Raw genomic sequence first — 16,021 nt, 5'->3', positions numbered from 1 at the left:
GGTTATTTGGAAAATTAAGCACCTTTTTGTAATAAATATTGTCTACTTATCTTGGTTAAACTTTTAACAATAACGATATTTATGGAATCGATTTTGTTAAACATCAAAACTATTTAAAGGGTTGGTTTGGTAAGCGACGACCTTTGAATGCAACGGAAATTACCGGTCTTTGTTTTAACATAAAAAAAACGGTGATAAAAATTGTATTAGAAATCGGTTTTAGTCAGGTGGCTCATTCGAAGGACCTTCGGAAGTATTTCCAAAGAGGGGCAGAACTTTGTCATAAGCATGTTGAGATTTTCACTACAATTTTATCTGAGGATAATTTGCCATCTCCTAAACAATGGGAATCAGAGATTTCTAACTCCACCGTATCACCTTTTTCAGAAAAACTTATGCTCTATCATCTCGTGACGTTGGTTTCTGCATCATTAGGGTTTTACGGAGCGGGATTATCAGTTGTCCAAAGAAGAGACTTGGCAACTCACTATGGACGTCTTATCACCGAAATGGGGAAATATGCAGAGGATGGGGTCAATCTACTTATTAAGTATGGTTGGTTGGAGCAACCGCCAACAGCAGATGACCGTAATGCTTTGGCAAGTAAGAAAAAGTAAAGATGTATATAAGTAAGCCGGACCTCTAAGTTGTGCAACTGATGTAATGTTAGGTATACTTCCATTAGGGTAAATGTCTTTTATTTCAATAAAGATGCACGTTCCCCACAAACTACAATATACTGTTGATAATTGGGCTCTATATTGAAATTCTGAATTCATTCTAAAAAAGGAGATCCACATGGAAAGTGCAATCTTGGGAAGTATATTATCTGCATTAGCCACTGGACTCGGGGCTATACCGATTTTATTTTTTAAAAGTTTATCACATAAATGGCGAGACGTGACATTGGCTTTTACGGCAGGTGTGATGGTGGCTGCCTGTACGTTCAGCTTAATTCCCGAAGCCTTAAATCAATCGAATATTTATGTGATCAGCATCGGGTTACTAATGGGGACCTTCGTATTAAACCAAATTGAGAAAACGGTACCACACATTGATGTAGAACAGCACAATCGAATTAAGATTGATGGAAAGACCTATTTGATCATCGCCGCATTATGCATACACAATATCCCTGAAGGATTAAGTGTAGGGGTCAGTTATGCGAGTTCAACAGAAGAGTTAGGAAGTTTAATCGCTCTTGCCATCGGATTGCAAAACATGCCAGAGGGACTTTTAGTTTCATTGTTTTTAGTCAATCAGAACGTCGGGAAATGGGCAGCACTTGGTATTGCTACACTCACTGGTGCTATTGAAATTGTAGCAGCTTTATTTGGTTATTTGCTTGCCACGGTTATTGATGGTCTCGTTCCGTTCGGCCTCGCTTTTGCTGCTGGAGCAATGCTCTTTATCGTGTACAAAGAACTAATCCCCGAAAGCCATGGTGATGGTTATGAACGAAGCTCAACCTATTCCTTTGTAATAGGACTTATCGGAATGTTATATTTAACACATATTTTTTAAAACTTTAAATGGGGGATTATCATGGAAGAAATCAGAACAAAAAGCAAGTTTAATGAATTAATTGATTCAGAGGAAAAGTCAGTCATTAAATTTGAAACCGATTGGTGCCCCGACTGTAGACGTTTAGATATGTTTATTGGCGATATCATGCAAGAACATAACGATAAACAGTGGCACCAGATTGACAAAGATGCATTTCCAGAACTTGCTGAAAAGTATGAAGTTATGGGAATACCAAGTTTACTGGTCTTCAAGAATGGAGAGAAGATCGGACATTTACACAGTGCGAATGCAAAAACACCCGAATCGGTTAGAGAATTCCTTTCTTCACTTAAATAATAACTATCTCTTAGGATGTTTCATAACAAATATGAAGCATCCTATTTTTACACATTAAGAAAGTATAAAAATACTTTCTATAGTATAAGCGCAACTAAGGCGATCGCCAGCGCTAGCCAAGTTTTCTTTATTTAATAGACAATTTTAGGCATTTGTCCGTTCCGAAAATCCCCCATTTTCTATATGTTAGTAACGACAGATAAGGAAATTTGCGGAACTAAGAGGGAAGAGTTATAGGATATTATTAGAGGAGGTAACATGATGGGGAAGAAAAAGAATCAGTCTACAGAAGAAGTGGATACTAATGAAGAAAACGAATCCAGAAGATCCGTTCACCCTTGGGATGCAATGTGGGGATTTGGGGGAGATAGAGACGGTGAATCGGAAGTAGAAGAGGACACTGAAAGAGAAGTAGAAGAAGGTGAAGGTGAAGAGGAGCAGGAAGAAAGACGTGATCCTTGGTTATGGTAGTAATAATTGAATGAATGATTTACTTGAATAGGCTGGATAAATGGGGGAATTTCACCATTTATCCAGCCTATTTTTAGTAACCTTAGGGCTCCACAGGGCGCTTTCATTATTATTTTAAAGAAAACTTGGCTAGCGCCAAGTCTTCTTTAAAAATTAAAAGATTATATGTGCCATTAACACGATAATCGGTAGTGTGATCAGCGTTCGTAAAAGGAAGATGATAACGAGATCTTTAAAATTAACCGGTATTTTGGATCCAAGCAACAATCCGCCGACCTCTGACATATAAATTAGCTGTGTAACAGATAGACAAGCAATAATGAATAAAGTCATTTCACTTTCAATGATGCTGCTTCCGATAACTGTCGGGAGAAACATGTCAGCGAAGCCTACAACAATTGTTTGTGCAGCATCAGATGCTTCAGGTACCTGCATGAGTTCGAGCAATGGGACGAACGGAGCACCGACCCATACAAAGAAAGGTGTATATTCCGCGATAATCAATGCGATTGTTCCAATTGCCATAACAATTGGGATTACACCCATCCACATATCAAGGACGTTTTGTGTACCACCTTTGATAATCGCATTAAATGAGTTTGTCTTTCGGGCAGTCGTTGCTGCTTCTTCCAGTCCCCATTTCAATGGGCTTTTACCCTCTGGAATTACCTCAACATTACGATTCCCAGTCGTTTCAGAATACGTATTCTTTTTACGGGATAATGGTGGAATACGTGGTGTAATTAGTGCAGCAATTACTCCAGCAATTGCAATCGTCAAATAGTACGGACCAAAATATTCACCTAATCCCACTTGTTTAAGAACAACAATTGAGAATGTAATTGAAACCACAGAAAACGTCGTACCAATTACAGCAGCTTCACGCTTGGAGTAAAACCCTTCTTCGTATTGCTTACTTGTTAACAAGACACCGATTGTTCCATCCCCGAGCCATGAGGCTAAGCAATCTATCGATGATCGTCCAGGTAATGTGAATACAGGACGCATAATCTTTGTTAATAAAGCACCGAACAATTCTAGTAGTCCGAAATTCAACAGTAAAGGTAAGAGTAATCCAGCAAATAAGAACACTGAGAACAACACTGGAATAAGAGACCCTAGCAATAAGCCGCCTGTAACATCCGACCAGATTACCTCCGGGCCGATTTTAAACAATGTTAATATTGCAAAGATCATTCCAAGGATACGAGCAGTCACCCAAAGTGCACTTACATTAAACAGGGCGTTTAAAAAAAGATTTTTCATTATGGATGACGGTTTCGAAATTTTCGCGTAAAGCGTTAATAAGGCTGTTAAGGTAATGATCACAGTCATGATTGCAGGAATACTTGCACCCAATGTATTTTGTAGCCAGCTTGCTAGTATGGCTACTGGGATTGTGACTTGTTCTTCATTCGTAGCCTTATCTGTATACTCAATTGGAATCATAAAAAGGAAGATTCCAATAATAGAAGGTACGATGAATTTTACATAGTTTGCTACAGTAAGAGCTTGTTGTGGTTGTTGTACTTGTTGTGCTTGCTGTGAATTCTTGTTGTCCATGTGTCGACTTTCACCTCGAATAGTAGATTTATTGGTAACGCATACATCTCCCTTACATCATTTTTACCTTAAGAACGCCATTCGTCAACCTTACCAACCCTATTCATGTCTCCTTAGCCCAATGTGGTTTTGTATAAACATGTAAGTCATCATTCTGTTAAAAAGTAAAACAGACGAAGAATAATAGATTCTGTCTGAAAGTTGCAGAGATAAATGAATGAATAATAACCAAACAGTATAATCATAACATACTTAAATTTTCTAAAAAAGAGGGCGGTTGGGGCTTGTTAAGCATTATTTCTATTAAATTTCTATGAAATACTGAACACTTGTCCCTTTCATTAAATGATTCCAAAACATAGTATGTATTGAAAAGGGTTCGTCCTTTGGATTGAACCTCAACATTCCTTGAAAGGGGGATTTTATATTATGTCTTACAATAACGGTTCAGGATTTGCTTTAATCGTAGTGTTGTTTATTCTCCTTATCATCGTGGGAGTTAGCTTTGTAAAATACTAAAGAAAACTTGGCTCAGCCAAGCCTTTGGCGCCAGCTGAGCCTTAGCTGCGCTTATACTATAGAAAGTATTTTTATACTTTCTTAACGTGTAAAAAAGAGGAGGGAGTCCCAATCAACAGAAATCTGGTATTCATGTTTGGGGCTTTTTCTTTTTTTACGTTAAGTATAAAAGTTTGCGGCATGGATGTAATGTCCAGCTTCAGCGCCCAACCACTTGGATCACTTCAGGCCTCCTGCGGCGGCAACAGCCTCCTCGTCGGTCTTCCAGTGACCTTCGTGGCTGAGCAGGGCGCTTGCGCTTTTCTTATAAAATCGATCCAAAAGGGGAATTAGATGGCAGCGTTCATTTTCGCACCGATAAAAATTACATCAATTAGTGGAGAAGGTACTGTAAGTTTTGGAGACGTTTTTTACAACGCACCGAAATCAACCTCTAAATCCGTTGTAGGAGCCGGTGGAGGTAATACTGGGGATTGTTTACAAACAACGACCATTTTTAACATAACTTTACCGGTTGATTCGGATGTAAGTGACAGTAACAATATCGGAAATGTTTAACAACATGGGACTGGATCCATACTTAGCTAACTTAACTCCGTACACAACGATTTAACGTGAGGTTAAGTGCTTAACTAAAGGATTCAGTCCCACTTATTCGTCTTCATTTTTTATTTCAACCTTTTTCTTTTTCCGCTCGTCTGTCAACAAACGATACAAACGGATACATAGGAGTCCTTTCCGGTAATAAGCATCGATTGGATCTTCACGTACGGAGTAAGGAAGACTGATTTCACGCTCAAACCTTCCTTGATATATTTCGTTCTGTCGAATAGACATCCCTTTAATATGAAAACTCGTATTTCCGATCAGCTTAACGGCATTTTGATATACATAGACTTCCACATCATCCATGTTCTTTAATCCAGGAAGGGAAGCAACACAAAGTAATTCATGTTCTGATTCGTAAAGATTAATATGTGGACCGGCTGCTTTATTTTGATCCTCAAAGTTTGGAAAGAAACTTTGGTTCATGTATTTATCTGCAAGTTGTTTCCATTCCATCATCTTAGACCAGGAATCCATAACATCTCCTCAAATCTAACATCATTTTCACCCAGGTTGATTTAAAGGAACGAGGGGTCCTTCTAAGGTTGTTTCAGTAACTCCTCCAAAAGGCTGTTCTAAGGGGGGAGCAGGTTCAGTAAACCCTCCTGTATTATATAAGGATGACGTTGGCTTCATAACCCCGCATGTTCCAATTTGTAAAACAGAGGAGTTCGATAAACCGTCAATCCGGATTGTTTGGATGGAAATCGTTTGGTTGACAAATAATTTCATAGGAATCCTCCTACTCATATGGATCGACTTCAAATTGCCTAATGTGTTTAACGCGGCTTTCAGCGGTGATAAAGTCAGTGTTTCCAATTCGTACTGCAGAGGATGCTGCCACCCCTAATATATTGATTGTATTCACGTGAATAGCTTTACCTTCGTTTACAGTACAGACTTGGATTGCTTCAAAATCAGGTAAGGGGAGTCTTTTGGAAAAAATGGCGTACTTTTCAAATGGGTGCTCATCTTCGTTGTAGCTTGAAACCTGCTTCTGTACAGCAATTACCTTAGCGAAAGGTGTTAAAAACCGTGTATCACCTGCTTGAAACATAGATGAAGATGAAATCGTGTGAATCTGAACCTTTTGTACAATAGATGCTCGTTCCATTTCTTAGTTTCCCTTCGCTAATGGAACTAACGGTGTCCCGATAATTAAGGATTCTGGTGGTGTATCAAATATTGACTGACAATTAATTACGTCACTATCACCAACAAGTACTAGAGAGGAGGTTCCAACCCCAATAATACGAATGTCACCAACTGATAATTGTCGATTGATTACATTAAGTTCCATCCCGATTTCCACCCTGTGTTTTTTGTCGTTCATTATTTAAATAAATTTCAACGCCACTGACAATATCTTTTTTTACCTGATTCATGATTCGATCTGCCTCTTGATGAGGATTTTCCTGCGTTTTATCTTGTCTTGCTGCCATCACGTAATGTTGTAACCTAGTACTCATTTGTTTCTTTATATCATCGACAATTACTTGGTGCTGGGCTGGATCTACCGAATATTGTACCTTTTGTTCCATGCTTTTAATATCTGTATAAACATCCTCATTTAAGTAACGTTCAACACACATATTCATCCACTGATAAAAGTCATTTGAAAAAGGGGTACCGTTCATCGTTTGTTGATTGATATTTGCAGGATCACCGTTTACAGTAAAATCTTCAATATTATCTAATCCGTTTCCACCAGGGGAGAGTCCTATGTTTAGGGTACCTTCCAATGTATCGATTTTGAGTTGATCAAAGTTATACTCAATTGTCCGTGGTTCTTGTTTGTATTGGGAAAACTCTTTTTGCATGATAGAAAGTGTCAATTCCATTGCTTTTGTTTTCTGTTGTTGTTGATGAAGCAACTTTTCGAGTTTTTCAATCCTTTGATTCCAATAATTTGTATTGGTCAAACCCTCACCCCCTTACTATAAGCCTATGCGTATATAGTGAAAACTTCACTTTAATCTGTCATAAAGTGCGTGTTCAAAAAGAAGGACAAAAAGAGCCGTAATATCTGAAGTTCAACTAAATTCGTCACGTCCTGTGACAACGTTGAACTGACTCACATCGTGTGAGCCCGAGGCGTGAAAATCTCGAGGAAGGCAACTAACTTGAAGACCTCATTGCTGCCTTGCACCGAGGAAGCTTTCTTCGTTAGCATTTCCTTGGAGACGCAGGTGCACAATGAATTTTCCTCAATGAACCATTCCAGCATCCTCGTAATACGTGAGGACCGGAGAGATCGAACACAAGAGTAACCTACGGGAGCGGTACCTCGCACGCAGGAAAAGTGTTCTCCTTTTTCAAGGAACGAAGAAATTCGACAGCTCTAATAGGAAGTTCGACTAAACGCATCACGTCCTGTGATAACGTCGAACTGACTAACATCCTGTTAGCCTCCGGACTTTTTGAACAACCTCATAAAAGGGAGCTAGCTATTTCCAATGTTACTATTATCAACATTATCTGGATCAACCGTGTGTGTAACGCTATATCCATTGTGTACACGGAGGTAATCACCTGTGTTAAAGGACCCTGCTCCTGCGAACGTTTTCGTTTGACTTCTTGGTTCGGCATGATAAATATCTCCAATGTTGACAATGGAACTTCCTGAAACATCATTTATTTTGATTGCTCCAACAAAGGCAGGCATGAGTAACATCCTTTTGCATTGATTAGTTTATACCAGTTTATGCGGATGCCCGGTTTATTGTTCGTATACAGGTACCATCATCCATGCGAAATGCATAGGATACGATAAATATGTAATAAAGAGACGGATAGAGGGGAGAGGAAACAACTTTTGCCATCAATTATTTTAGCACCAATTAAAATCACTTCTGTATCCACTGAGGGTACTGTCAACTTTGGAGATACATTATATATTGCACCGAAATCAACTGCCAAATCTTCTAGTGGGTCTGGAGGAGGAAATACTGGCGATTTCATGCTTGTAAACAATGTCTGGAATGTAACAAATACGATTGATCCGGATATTAGTGATTCAAACAACCTTGCGAACTTTTAACACGATCCTTTTGAAGAGGAGAGACAGATGGATATTTGGAAAAAAAATCAGTTGTTCAATCTGTTTGATGAGAATAAATTAGAAGAATTCATGAAGTCAATGGATCAGTATTTCAATGATTCCCTTACAACCCTTGACCAACATTTGGATCATTTTCATTCAACCTATTTCTTTGATATCGATACGACAGAGACAGAACAGGAAATCATCTTACAAGCTCAATTACCCGTAAGAGAAAACGACCGTGTTAAGCTTGAAATGGTGAATCAACAATTGCGTGTTTTAATTCAACGTTTCGAGTCTGAGCAAGTGCAAAACGACCAAGGTCAAACGTTGCGATCCGAAAATTTTTCAAAACGAATTGAACGATATATTCCATTACCGCCAAACACATCGAGTGAAAAAGTAAAAGCCTCAATGTCGGGAGATCAATTAACAATCCGCATTCCAAAACAAGCTGACCATTCAACAGTCATTGATATTGATTTATCGGATTAACAAATAACAAGTCATGGGAAAGGGGCTGCCCCAAAGGGTTCGTTCCAGAACTTTTTAAGGCAACCTCCTTTTTGATTAAGGGTGCGATTCATGATTGGTATCATTTTTATCGTTCGGAATGTAAGTTAAATTAGATGCATAGATCGTGTACATTATTCCAGAGAAAACCAGGAGAACACAAAGAAGCCACTTATAAGGCGAAATTGTAGATGCCACTGGTCTATACCTTTTATTTAAGTACCAAACGAGAACAACTATTACGACTGTTTGAAGTAAGAAGAGGAATTTCAGCATCTCATTCCAATCTTCATAGGAAAGCATAGCCCCGAGCATCGCACCCATCATACCTCCCATAACTCCAGATAAAAGACCATCGATCGAGGCAATAATGCTGCACGGAAGCCCTAATATAAAACCGACTATTCCTCCAAAAGCCATACTTATTAACGTTGAAAGAAATAAATTTTCAATGATAAAACCAAAATAACAACCCGATACAAGACCTACTGTCATGCCTATTGACATTGCTATAGTCATGACTTCCATCGTTGAAACCTCAGTTTTCTTATTCAAAATAAAGGAAAATAAATACAAGAGTAAATTGAAGGTTACGATGAGCATTAGTGCAACCGCAAAAGTCATTTTATCGTTAGCCTCCTTTAGATTGTCCTAATGGAAGCATATGCGATAAACTAAAAGAGAATGATCAAGCGCCCTGTTCAGCCCCTTAGATTAGCCAATCTTTTCGATCCATTCACTCATTTGTCCGTACGGATATTTTTTGTCATAGGTTGCTTGCAGGGCTTCTGCGATGTTAATTACGCCGCTACCTGTGTAAATATCATTTCCTTCCTGACCCACATCCTCTGTCGTATCCTTTATGATAGTAATGACTTCATTGTTAGTGAGGTCGGGATAAAGAGAACGGATTAATCCCGCTAATGCTGCAACATGGGGAGTCGCCATCGATGTCCCGGAAAGAGCAGCATATTGCCCATCGAGATAGGTGCTTGCAATATCAACTCCAGGTGCAGAAACGTCAACATACTTTCCATAGTTTGAAAAAGGTGCTCTTTTCATGCTCGGGTTTACTGCAGCCACCCCTAAGACGCCATCAAAACCAGCGGGGTAACTTGTTTGGTTTGTATTTTCATTTCCTGAAGCGGCAACAAGAATGACATCATTTTCATTTGCATAATTAATCGCTTCCTCCATCGCTTTCGATGCTTTGTAATTTCCTAAGCTCATATTAATGATATCCGCTCCATGATCAGTTGCCCAACGGATACCCTTAGACACATTAAACGACGTTCCATAGCCTTCTCCATTCATCGCCTTTATTGGCATAATTTGGTTGTACCATGTCAAACCGGCTATACCTAACCCATTATTGGTTTCAGATGCAATGATTCCTGCAACGTGTGTACCATGCCCGTTATCATCGTTTGGTAATGGACTATCTGTCAGTACGTTGTAACCATCTGTGAGGCGATTTACGAGGTCTGGATGTTGCATATCAACACCCGTATCGATGACTGCGATCACCACATTCTCATTTCCACGTGTAAGATTCCAGCCTTCATTCGTTTGAATAGCCGGTAAATTCCATTGATATTGTTGATACAATTGATCGTTTATTTGGTTTTGAATATAAATATAATTTGGCTCAGCATATACAACACTTTTTTTACTGTTAAAATAATCGACAAGCTTGGGAGTAGAGAGGGTATTCGAGCGAAATATATACGTTGAATCCAATTTCTTTGCTACTTTTCCATTAATATCTTCGTTAATTTCTCCAAGCTCTGTATCGTTCGGTTTTGTTTCAAATCGAACCGTTACTTCCATGTCTTGATAATGACTATTGACCTTTTCATGCTTGATCACACCCATTGATGAGTTTGTATTTAACTTCTGCACGAGCTGGTTTCCATATTCAATTGAATCAACTTTAACCATTTGATTGGTTTGTTTTGTCTTGCCTAACTGTTGTGGTTTTCCTTGCCCAAGTGGAGCAACCTGATTCCTGGGTGCATCCACTTCATTTGTTGGAAAGAACACAAATACAAGACCTAACACACAAGCAGCGGCTACTACTAAAAAGGAAATGGACCTTTTCCGCATACAATTCACCTGCCATTCTAATTTGCTAATTTTAGTATGGCTTTTAATTGAATTTTTATAGGACCCAAAGTTTAAAATCGTCGTTTATTGTCTATTGCTTTTCTTTGTCCCTGTTTTTATCGTCCTTGGAATTAGGTATTGTTTGAAGATATGGCTTGTGGATATACGTATACATTTAGCGAGAGGGTATTGATAGAAGCTGTAACTGGCACCAAAAATTAAATACCTCCTATCAGTGGATGCCTTTTATACCCATTTTTTGTATTACAGTATCAATTATTGCATTAAAGATGATGACAGAAGGGTTACTGTCAGCAATGCTAAAAGGCGAAAAAGTGAATGATCGACCATATAAGTGCGTGTTCAAAAAGTAGACGAATCAGAAACAAGAAGTTCAAGGCACGACAGTTTTGAGGACCGGAACGTATGGTGTTAATACGTGAGAACCGGAAAAACCGAGTAACGTAGAAATTCGCCGTTTATCAGTTGGATACTTTTTGAACAACCTCTATAAGAAGAAAAAAGGGAGAAATACCAAGAAAAAAAGGTGATTGGAAAGGAGGATTTCTCAATTGTTACTAAAAAAAGAGCCTGAGGAATGGAAATCAACAACGTGTAAAAAGGACTGACCCACTCCAGACAACAGGAAGATAAATAACGTGTCCAATGGAGAAGAGCCAGCCACCTTTGCCAAGTTTTCTTTACACGTTAAGAAAGTATAAAAGTTTGCAGCATGGATGTAATGTCCAGCTTCAGCGCCCAACCACTTGGATCACTTCAGGCCTCCTGCGGCGGCAACAGCCTCCTCGTCGGTCTTCCAGTGACCTTCGTGGCTAAGCAGGGCGCTTGCGCTTTTCTCAAAGTTGTTCCAATATTGATCAAGTGAATCATACGATCTTCGGACGAATCCATTCATTCTTGTACGGGTGTTTGGATTTAGTAACTCGTTTCTATAACTACCCCCAAACCAAGAATAGTATAAAACTTGAATATTAACTTAAGACATGGCTTGCCAACCCAAGACTGGACCCTGCGATAATGCTGAAGATAAATAACCGCTTGAGGAACAACTTAAACCCTCCAAACATAATAGGATGGACAGGACAGGAGCGACAGTTTTGTATATTATTGTTATTTGATTTGACCAAATTTTAAAACGGATTATCCTCAGGGTCAATGATGGAAATGTTATTGGTTTGTACAGGAACATATTAGTTAGACTTATCGACCGAGAGTAACGTTTAATAAACGTTTTTGAAAGTTTTGGTTAAGGGATAGAGGTAATAAATCAGGGGGGAAATTCGAGTTTATAAGCTAAGCTTGTAAATGTAGTATTTATGCACATTAAATCGAGCCTATTTTCCTGCTGAACGCAGGATATGGCTATTCTATCAATAATCACATCATTTTTGTCAGGTTAAGAATCGAGGATTAGTTTACTACACTTTTGACATTTAACATCCGCAATATCTATGTTTCTTTTTTTAAAATAATCTATTACCCGATCATTCGCCAATAACAATTGAACAATAAAAGTATATTTCTCTGGACTATTTAGTAGCTCCTGATCGTATGAATGTAAATTCCAGTGAGCCTCTTTTTTGTTCCATTTCATCATCATTGTATAAAGCCGTCCACTATAAACAAAGGCAAAACGGATTTCATCATAATGAAAGGAGCGGATAACTAGGGATCTCAATTGCACACACCCTCTTTTTTGAATTTTATATCCTCTTAACCGAAAACCAGAAGCACAAATTCAGTTGATTAGCTTCATAATGTTGTAGTAAGCAGCAGAAGAGTGCTTTCAGTGTTAGAACTGTATGAAGGTCTATGATGAAAGACATTTAACGGTGTACGTGCATATTCCATATAGTGAGAAATTACGATGACTTTTTTCCATTATATATATAATCCTTCAATAATGGAATGATTCGTACCCGAATTAGCAATGATTTGCTATAATCAGTCATATATTCCTATTTATCGATAACAACGATTTGAAAGGAGGAGAGTACGTGAACATGTCAACCAACTATTTCTTTAAGGATCTGGTTTATACAGAATCAGAGGTAAAAGAACTTGTGGGGTCACCAAGTGTAAGGGGCGAGCAAAAGGTTATTACAGAGGTTGATGACCAATGCCGACATTTTATTCAAAATAGTCCTCTAATTGTTATAGCTACTTCAAGCTCTTCGGGGGCTGATTGTTCCCCAAGAGGAGATGCTCCCGGTTTTGTCAATGTCTTGGACCATAAACATTTACTCATTCCAGAAAGACCAGGTAATCGGAGAACTGACAGCATCAAAAACCTACTCGAAAACTCGACAATTGGACTTCTTTTTACCATTCCAGGAATGAATGAAACGTTACGAATCAATGGCAAAGGATATGTTTCCAGAGACCAAACGTTATTATCTCAATCAGAGGTAAACGGCAAGATCCCCGTCCTTGGAATAGGTGTAGAAGTGCAAGAATGTTTTCTTCATTGTGGAAAAGCTTTCATACGCTCGCAATTATGGAATCCGGAAAAATGGCCAGTTAAGGAACAACTTCCATCTCCATCTAAAATGCTGACGAGCCACATTAATATGAGAACCGTAACAGAAAAAGATATCACTGAAGTACTTAGAGATACCTATACGAATGAACTTTATTAAAGAGGTTGTTCAAAAAGTCCGGTAAAAATAGCTGTCGAATTTCTTCGTTGTTTGATCTCTCCGGTCCTCACGTATTAATAGCATACGTTCTGGTCCTCGAGATTTTCACGCCTCGAACTTCTCGGCTCTTTTTGTCCTCCTTTTTGAACACGCACTTAAAGAGTATATCGTTTTGACGTCTCCAATTAGAATGATTAAGTTTAATAGGAGATACATTGTGGTACAACTAAATCAAGCTGACCTTTAAAAAGGAGAGGAGCTTGATCATGCGCGAAAAATACAGAGAATGTCTAGATGAATGCCTCCAATGTGTAGTAGCTTGTGACCATTGCTATGATGCTTGTTTGGAATTGAATAATTCTCACATGAACAATTGTATCCGATTGACAAGAGAATGTGCGGAGATTTGTAATTTCGCAGCCTCATCAATGTCCAAGAATAGCCCATTTGCTGAACGGATTTGCGTACTTTGTGCCGATGTTTGTGAGGCGTGTGCAGACGAGTGTAATCAACATGAGCATGACCACTGTAAGCGATGTGCTGAAGTGTGTCTGAAATGTGCGGAGTCTTGCAGGAAGATGTTGAACTAACCATAAATCGTTAACATACCGTTAGAGGTTACAATTAATGCCTATCCGGGTAAAGCGGTGAAATTTAAAACATAATAAAGGCTGACCCAACTACTTTTATCCAAGTCAGGGTCAGCCTTTTTAATCATTTAGTTGTACATTGACTGCAATTGCTTTTGGACATCTTTGTTTTCTAAATACTCATCATAGGTCATTTGTTTGTCCATGATTCCTTTGTCTGTAACCTCGATGATTCGGTTTGCGATCGTTTGTACGAACTGGTGGTCATGAGAAGCAAACACCATGGACCCCTTGAATTTAATCATGCCATTGTTAAGTGCTGTAATTGATTCAAGGTCAAGGTGGTTTGTTGGTTCATCCATTAGCAGGACATTGGCGTTACTCAGCATCATTTTCGAAAGCATACACCGCACCTTTTCTCCACCAGAGAGGACGCTTGCCTTTTTCAAAACCTCTTCACCAGAAAATAGCATCCTACCGAGAAATCCTCTTAAGAATGTATCGCTGTCATCTTCAGGTGAAAACTGTCGTAACCAATCAACAAGGTTTAAATCACAGCCTTCAAAATACTTGGAATTATCTTTTGGAAAGTAGGCTTGTGAAGTCGTTATCCCCCATTTATATGATCCTGCATCAGGTTCCATTTCGCCCATCAAAATCTTGAATAGTGTTGTTTTCGCAATTTCATTTCTTCCTACCAATGCAATTTTGTCATCTTTATTCATAATAAAGCTGACATTGTCGAGCACTTTTTCCCCATTTATTGTTTTCGTCAAGCCTTCGACTCTTAACAGGTCATTCCCAATTTCACGTTCAGGTGAAAACCCAACAAATGGGTATCGACGAGAGGAAGGACGGATGTCATCAAGTGAAATTTTATCAAGGAGCTTTTTCCTTGAAGTAGCTTGCTTCGATTTTGAGGCATTTGCACTAAATCGGGCAATAAATCCTTGGAGTTCTTTAATCTTTTCTTCCTTTTTCTTATTTGCATCTTGTGCCATTCTTTGTGCTAGCTGGCTAGATTCATACCAGAAATCATAATTCCCAACGTAAATCTGAATTTTGTTGAAATCCAAATCTGCAATATGGGTACATACCTTATTCAAGAAATGCCGATCATGCGAGACTACAATGACGGTATTTTCGAAGTTGATTAGGAATTCTTCTAGCCAATGTGTCGCTTTTAAGTCTAAATGGTTTGTTGGCTCATCCAAAAGTAGGATATCAGGATTTCCGAACAAGGCCTGTGCTAATAATATCTTCACTTTATCAGCACCAGGAAGATCTGCCATCTTTTTCGTATGGAGTGCTTCTTCGATACCTAGTCCTTTTAACAGGATTGCCGCATTCGATTCCGCTTCCCAACCATTCAATTCTGCGAACTCACCTTCGAGCTCTGCAGCCTTTATTCCATCCTCTTCAGAGAAATCAGGCTTTGCATAAATTTGATCTTTTTCATGCATAATTTCATATAGTCGTTCGTGTCCCATCATAACCACATTAAGTACCTCAAATTCTTCATACTCAAAGTGATCCTGTTTTAATACAGCCATCCGATGACCAGGTGGGATGTGAACATCACCTTTTTGTGCCTCAATTTCACCAGATAAAATTTTAAGAAATGTAGATTTTCCTGCACCATTTGCTCCAATTAATCCGTAACAGTTACCAGGTGTAAACTTTATATTGACATCTTCAAATAGCTTACGATCCGCAAATCGTAAACCAACATTTGTAACGGTAATCATGTATTCATTCCTCCATCATTAATATACCTAGTGATTATAACACTTTCCTGACCATCAACGATAGCCCATGTATCTAAAATCAATGAATCGTACAACTTAGAGGAGGAGATTAAACAATCACTTCTGACCATATTCGAATTTTCACATCATAACGTCCTAAAGTTATTAGGAATCTGTTTTTTTCGACAATTTACTGTGACCGACAGTTTATAAAGAGGTGAGTCGAAGGAATTTTGGTGGACTCTATCAATTGATTTTTCGGAAAAAGGAGAAATATCTTTATTTAATACTCTTCTATATGTTAAAATGTTTCTTGTCGCTTCAAAGCCCTTTTGGATT

General features: G+C 38.6%; 21 protein-coding genes. 10 read left to right on the top strand and 11 right to left on the bottom strand.

The window, feature by feature from the left end; translation table 11 throughout:
• The first annotated feature begins 77 nt into the window (after nt 1–77).
• From NON16_RS03265 to NON16_RS03250, 4 genes are all read left to right on the top strand, one after another.
• Nucleotides 78–617: a DUF3231 family protein gene (locus NON16_RS03265; protein ID WP_308216576.1), complete on the top strand. Its 540-nt coding sequence runs from the start codon at nt 78–80 to the stop codon at nt 615–617.
• Nucleotides 618–798: 181 nt separating this feature from the next.
• Entirely contained in the window at nt 799–1,524 is a 726-nt protein-coding gene (locus NON16_RS03260; RefSeq protein ID WP_257347053.1) for a ZIP family metal transporter, read from the top strand.
• A 21-nt stretch (nt 1,525–1,545) separates the two neighbouring features.
• Nucleotides 1,546–1,863, top strand: a complete 318-nt coding sequence (locus NON16_RS03255) for a thioredoxin family protein (protein WP_257347051.1) — start codon at nt 1,546–1,548, stop codon at nt 1,861–1,863.
• 261 nt (nt 1,864–2,124) lie between these two features.
• Nucleotides 2,125–2,334, top strand: a complete 210-nt coding sequence (locus tag NON16_RS03250; RefSeq protein ID WP_257347049.1) for a hypothetical protein — start codon at nt 2,125–2,127, stop codon at nt 2,332–2,334.
• A 153-nt stretch (nt 2,335–2,487) separates the two neighbouring features.
• Here the strand turns inward: NON16_RS03250 and NON16_RS03245 are convergent, their stop codons facing one another.
• A complete protein-coding gene (locus NON16_RS03245) occupies nt 2,488–3,897 on the bottom strand; it encodes a YjiH family protein (protein ID WP_257347047.1) in 1,410 nt (469 codons plus the stop codon).
• Between the two features lie 429 nt (nt 3,898–4,326).
• Between NON16_RS03245 and NON16_RS03240 the strand changes: the two genes are divergently transcribed.
• Together NON16_RS03240 and NON16_RS03235 are read left to right on the top strand one after the other, a co-directional pair.
• The gene (locus tag NON16_RS03240; protein WP_257347045.1) at nt 4,327–4,416 is read left to right on the top strand and encodes a YjcZ family sporulation protein; all 90 of its coding nucleotides are present in this window, start codon (nt 4,327–4,329) and stop codon (nt 4,414–4,416) included.
• 333 nt (nt 4,417–4,749) lie between these two features.
• Entirely contained in the window at nt 4,750–4,974 is a 225-nt protein-coding gene (locus tag NON16_RS03235; protein ID WP_257347043.1) for a spore germination protein, read from the top strand.
• 93 nt (nt 4,975–5,067) lie between these two features.
• On the opposite strand, the gene NON16_RS03230 is transcribed toward NON16_RS03235, so the two are convergent.
• From NON16_RS03230 to NON16_RS03205, 6 genes are all read right to left on the bottom strand, one after another.
• Complete coding sequence (locus NON16_RS03230; RefSeq protein WP_257347041.1) at nt 5,068–5,499, bottom strand: Hsp20/alpha crystallin family protein; 432 nt, start codon at nt 5,497–5,499, stop codon at nt 5,068–5,070.
• A 27-nt stretch (nt 5,500–5,526) separates the two neighbouring features.
• A complete protein-coding gene (locus NON16_RS03225; RefSeq protein WP_257347038.1) occupies nt 5,527–5,754 on the bottom strand; it encodes a spore germination protein GerPB in 228 nt (75 codons plus the stop codon).
• Between the two features lie 10 nt (nt 5,755–5,764).
• On the bottom strand, nt 5,765–6,136 hold the full coding sequence (locus NON16_RS03220; protein ID WP_257347036.1) for a spore germination protein GerPE: 372 nt from the start codon (nt 6,134–6,136) through the stop codon (nt 5,765–5,767).
• Between the two features lie 3 nt (nt 6,137–6,139).
• Complete coding sequence (locus NON16_RS03215) at nt 6,140–6,322, bottom strand: spore gernimation protein GerPD (protein ID WP_257347034.1); 183 nt, start codon at nt 6,320–6,322, stop codon at nt 6,140–6,142.
• Complete coding sequence (gene gerPC / locus NON16_RS03210; RefSeq protein WP_257347033.1) at nt 6,312–6,944, bottom strand: spore germination protein GerPC; 633 nt, start codon at nt 6,942–6,944, stop codon at nt 6,312–6,314. Before gerPC ends, NON16_RS03215 begins: the two co-directional genes overlap by 11 nt.
• 521 nt (nt 6,945–7,465) lie before the next feature.
• The gene (locus NON16_RS03205) at nt 7,466–7,687 is read right to left on the bottom strand and encodes a spore germination protein (RefSeq protein WP_257347031.1); all 222 of its coding nucleotides are present in this window, start codon (nt 7,685–7,687) and stop codon (nt 7,466–7,468) included.
• Between the two features lie 150 nt (nt 7,688–7,837).
• On the opposite strand from NON16_RS03205, the gene NON16_RS03200 reads away from it, so the two are divergent.
• Nucleotides 7,838–8,062 (top strand): spore germination protein, encoded by a 225-nt coding sequence (locus NON16_RS03200; protein WP_257347030.1) that lies wholly within the window; start codon nt 7,838–7,840, stop codon nt 8,060–8,062.
• Nucleotides 8,063–8,089: 27 nt separating this feature from the next.
• On the top strand, nt 8,090–8,560 hold the full coding sequence (locus NON16_RS03195; RefSeq protein ID WP_257347029.1) for an Hsp20/alpha crystallin family protein: 471 nt from the start codon (nt 8,090–8,092) through the stop codon (nt 8,558–8,560).
• A 75-nt stretch (nt 8,561–8,635) separates the two neighbouring features.
• Here the strand turns inward: NON16_RS03195 and NON16_RS03190 are convergent, their stop codons facing one another.
• The 3 genes from NON16_RS03190 to NON16_RS03180 all read right to left on the bottom strand — a co-directional run bounded on the left by NON16_RS03190 (nt 8,636) and on the right by NON16_RS03180 (nt 12,383).
• Entirely contained in the window at nt 8,636–9,202 is a 567-nt protein-coding gene (locus NON16_RS03190) for a hypothetical protein (protein WP_257347027.1), read from the bottom strand.
• A gap of 90 nt (nt 9,203–9,292) precedes the next feature.
• Nucleotides 9,293–10,684: a S8 family peptidase gene (locus NON16_RS03185; protein WP_257347025.1), complete on the bottom strand. Its 1,392-nt coding sequence runs from the start codon at nt 10,682–10,684 to the stop codon at nt 9,293–9,295.
• Nucleotides 10,685–12,101: 1,417 nt separating this feature from the next.
• The gene (locus NON16_RS03180) at nt 12,102–12,383 is read right to left on the bottom strand and encodes a hypothetical protein (protein WP_257347023.1); all 282 of its coding nucleotides are present in this window, start codon (nt 12,381–12,383) and stop codon (nt 12,102–12,104) included.
• A gap of 325 nt (nt 12,384–12,708) precedes the next feature.
• Between NON16_RS03180 and NON16_RS03175 the strand changes: the two genes are divergently transcribed.
• Together NON16_RS03175 and NON16_RS25555 are read left to right on the top strand one after the other, a co-directional pair.
• On the top strand, nt 12,709–13,344 hold the full coding sequence (locus tag NON16_RS03175) for an MSMEG_1061 family FMN-dependent PPOX-type flavoprotein (RefSeq protein WP_257347234.1): 636 nt from the start codon (nt 12,709–12,711) through the stop codon (nt 13,342–13,344).
• A 266-nt stretch (nt 13,345–13,610) separates the two neighbouring features.
• Nucleotides 13,611–13,934 (top strand): four-helix bundle copper-binding protein, encoded by a 324-nt coding sequence (locus NON16_RS25555; protein ID WP_257347022.1) that lies wholly within the window; start codon nt 13,611–13,613, stop codon nt 13,932–13,934.
• 128 nt (nt 13,935–14,062) lie between these two features.
• Here NON16_RS25555 and NON16_RS03165 read toward each other — a convergent pair whose 3' ends face one another.
• Nucleotides 14,063–15,682, bottom strand: coding sequence for an ABC-F family ATP-binding cassette domain-containing protein (locus tag NON16_RS03165; protein WP_257347020.1), 1,620 nt, complete (start codon nt 15,680–15,682; stop codon nt 14,063–14,065).
• Nucleotides 15,683–16,021 lie beyond the last annotated feature (339 nt).

Origin of the sequence: Pseudalkalibacillus decolorationis, assembly GCF_024609785.1 — a bacterium.
In the GTDB taxonomy this organism is placed as follows: domain Bacteria; phylum Bacillota; class Bacilli; order Bacillales; family Fictibacillaceae; genus Pseudalkalibacillus; species Pseudalkalibacillus decolorationis.
This window is presented reverse-complemented; position numbering and strand designations above follow the sequence as displayed.

Bases quoted from the DNA above. Each gene is read 5' to 3' on its own strand.
- NON16_RS03260 (WP_257347053.1), top strand. From the start codon at position 799: ATGGAAAGTGCAATCTTGGGAAGTATATTATCTGCATTAGCCACTGGA.
- NON16_RS03255 (WP_257347051.1), top strand. From the start codon at position 1,546: ATGGAAGAAATCAGAACAAAAAGCAAGTTTAATGAATTAATTGATTCA.
- NON16_RS03250 (WP_257347049.1), top strand. From the start codon at position 2,125: ATGGGGAAGAAAAAGAATCAGTCTACAGAAGAAGTGGATACTAATGAA.
- NON16_RS03245 (WP_257347047.1), bottom strand. From the start codon at position 3,897: ATGGACAACAAGAATTCACAGCAAGCACAACAAGTACAACAACCACAA.
- NON16_RS03240 (WP_257347045.1), top strand. From the start codon at position 4,327: ATGTCTTACAATAACGGTTCAGGATTTGCTTTAATCGTAGTGTTGTTT.
- NON16_RS03235 (WP_257347043.1), top strand. From the start codon at position 4,750: ATGGCAGCGTTCATTTTCGCACCGATAAAAATTACATCAATTAGTGGA.
- NON16_RS03230 (WP_257347041.1), bottom strand. From the start codon at position 5,499: ATGGATTCCTGGTCTAAGATGATGGAATGGAAACAACTTGCAGATAAA.
- NON16_RS03225 (WP_257347038.1), bottom strand. From the start codon at position 5,754: ATGAAATTATTTGTCAACCAAACGATTTCCATCCAAACAATCCGGATT.
- NON16_RS03220 (WP_257347036.1), bottom strand. From the start codon at position 6,136: ATGGAACGAGCATCTATTGTACAAAAGGTTCAGATTCACACGATTTCA.
- NON16_RS03215 (WP_257347034.1), bottom strand. From the start codon at position 6,322: ATGGAACTTAATGTAATCAATCGACAATTATCAGTTGGTGACATTCGT.
- NON16_RS03205 (WP_257347031.1), bottom strand. From the start codon at position 7,687: ATGCCTGCCTTTGTTGGAGCAATCAAAATAAATGATGTTTCAGGAAGT.
- NON16_RS03195 (WP_257347029.1), top strand. From the start codon at position 8,090: ATGGATATTTGGAAAAAAAATCAGTTGTTCAATCTGTTTGATGAGAAT.
- NON16_RS03190 (WP_257347027.1), bottom strand. From the start codon at position 9,202: ATGACTTTTGCGGTTGCACTAATGCTCATCGTAACCTTCAATTTACTC.
- NON16_RS03185 (WP_257347025.1), bottom strand. From the start codon at position 10,684: ATGCGGAAAAGGTCCATTTCCTTTTTAGTAGTAGCCGCTGCTTGTGTG.
- NON16_RS03175 (WP_257347234.1), top strand. From the start codon at position 12,709: ATGTCAACCAACTATTTCTTTAAGGATCTGGTTTATACAGAATCAGAG.
- NON16_RS25555 (WP_257347022.1), top strand. From the start codon at position 13,611: ATGCGCGAAAAATACAGAGAATGTCTAGATGAATGCCTCCAATGTGTA.
- NON16_RS03165 (WP_257347020.1), bottom strand. From the start codon at position 15,682: ATGATTACCGTTACAAATGTTGGTTTACGATTTGCGGATCGTAAGCTA.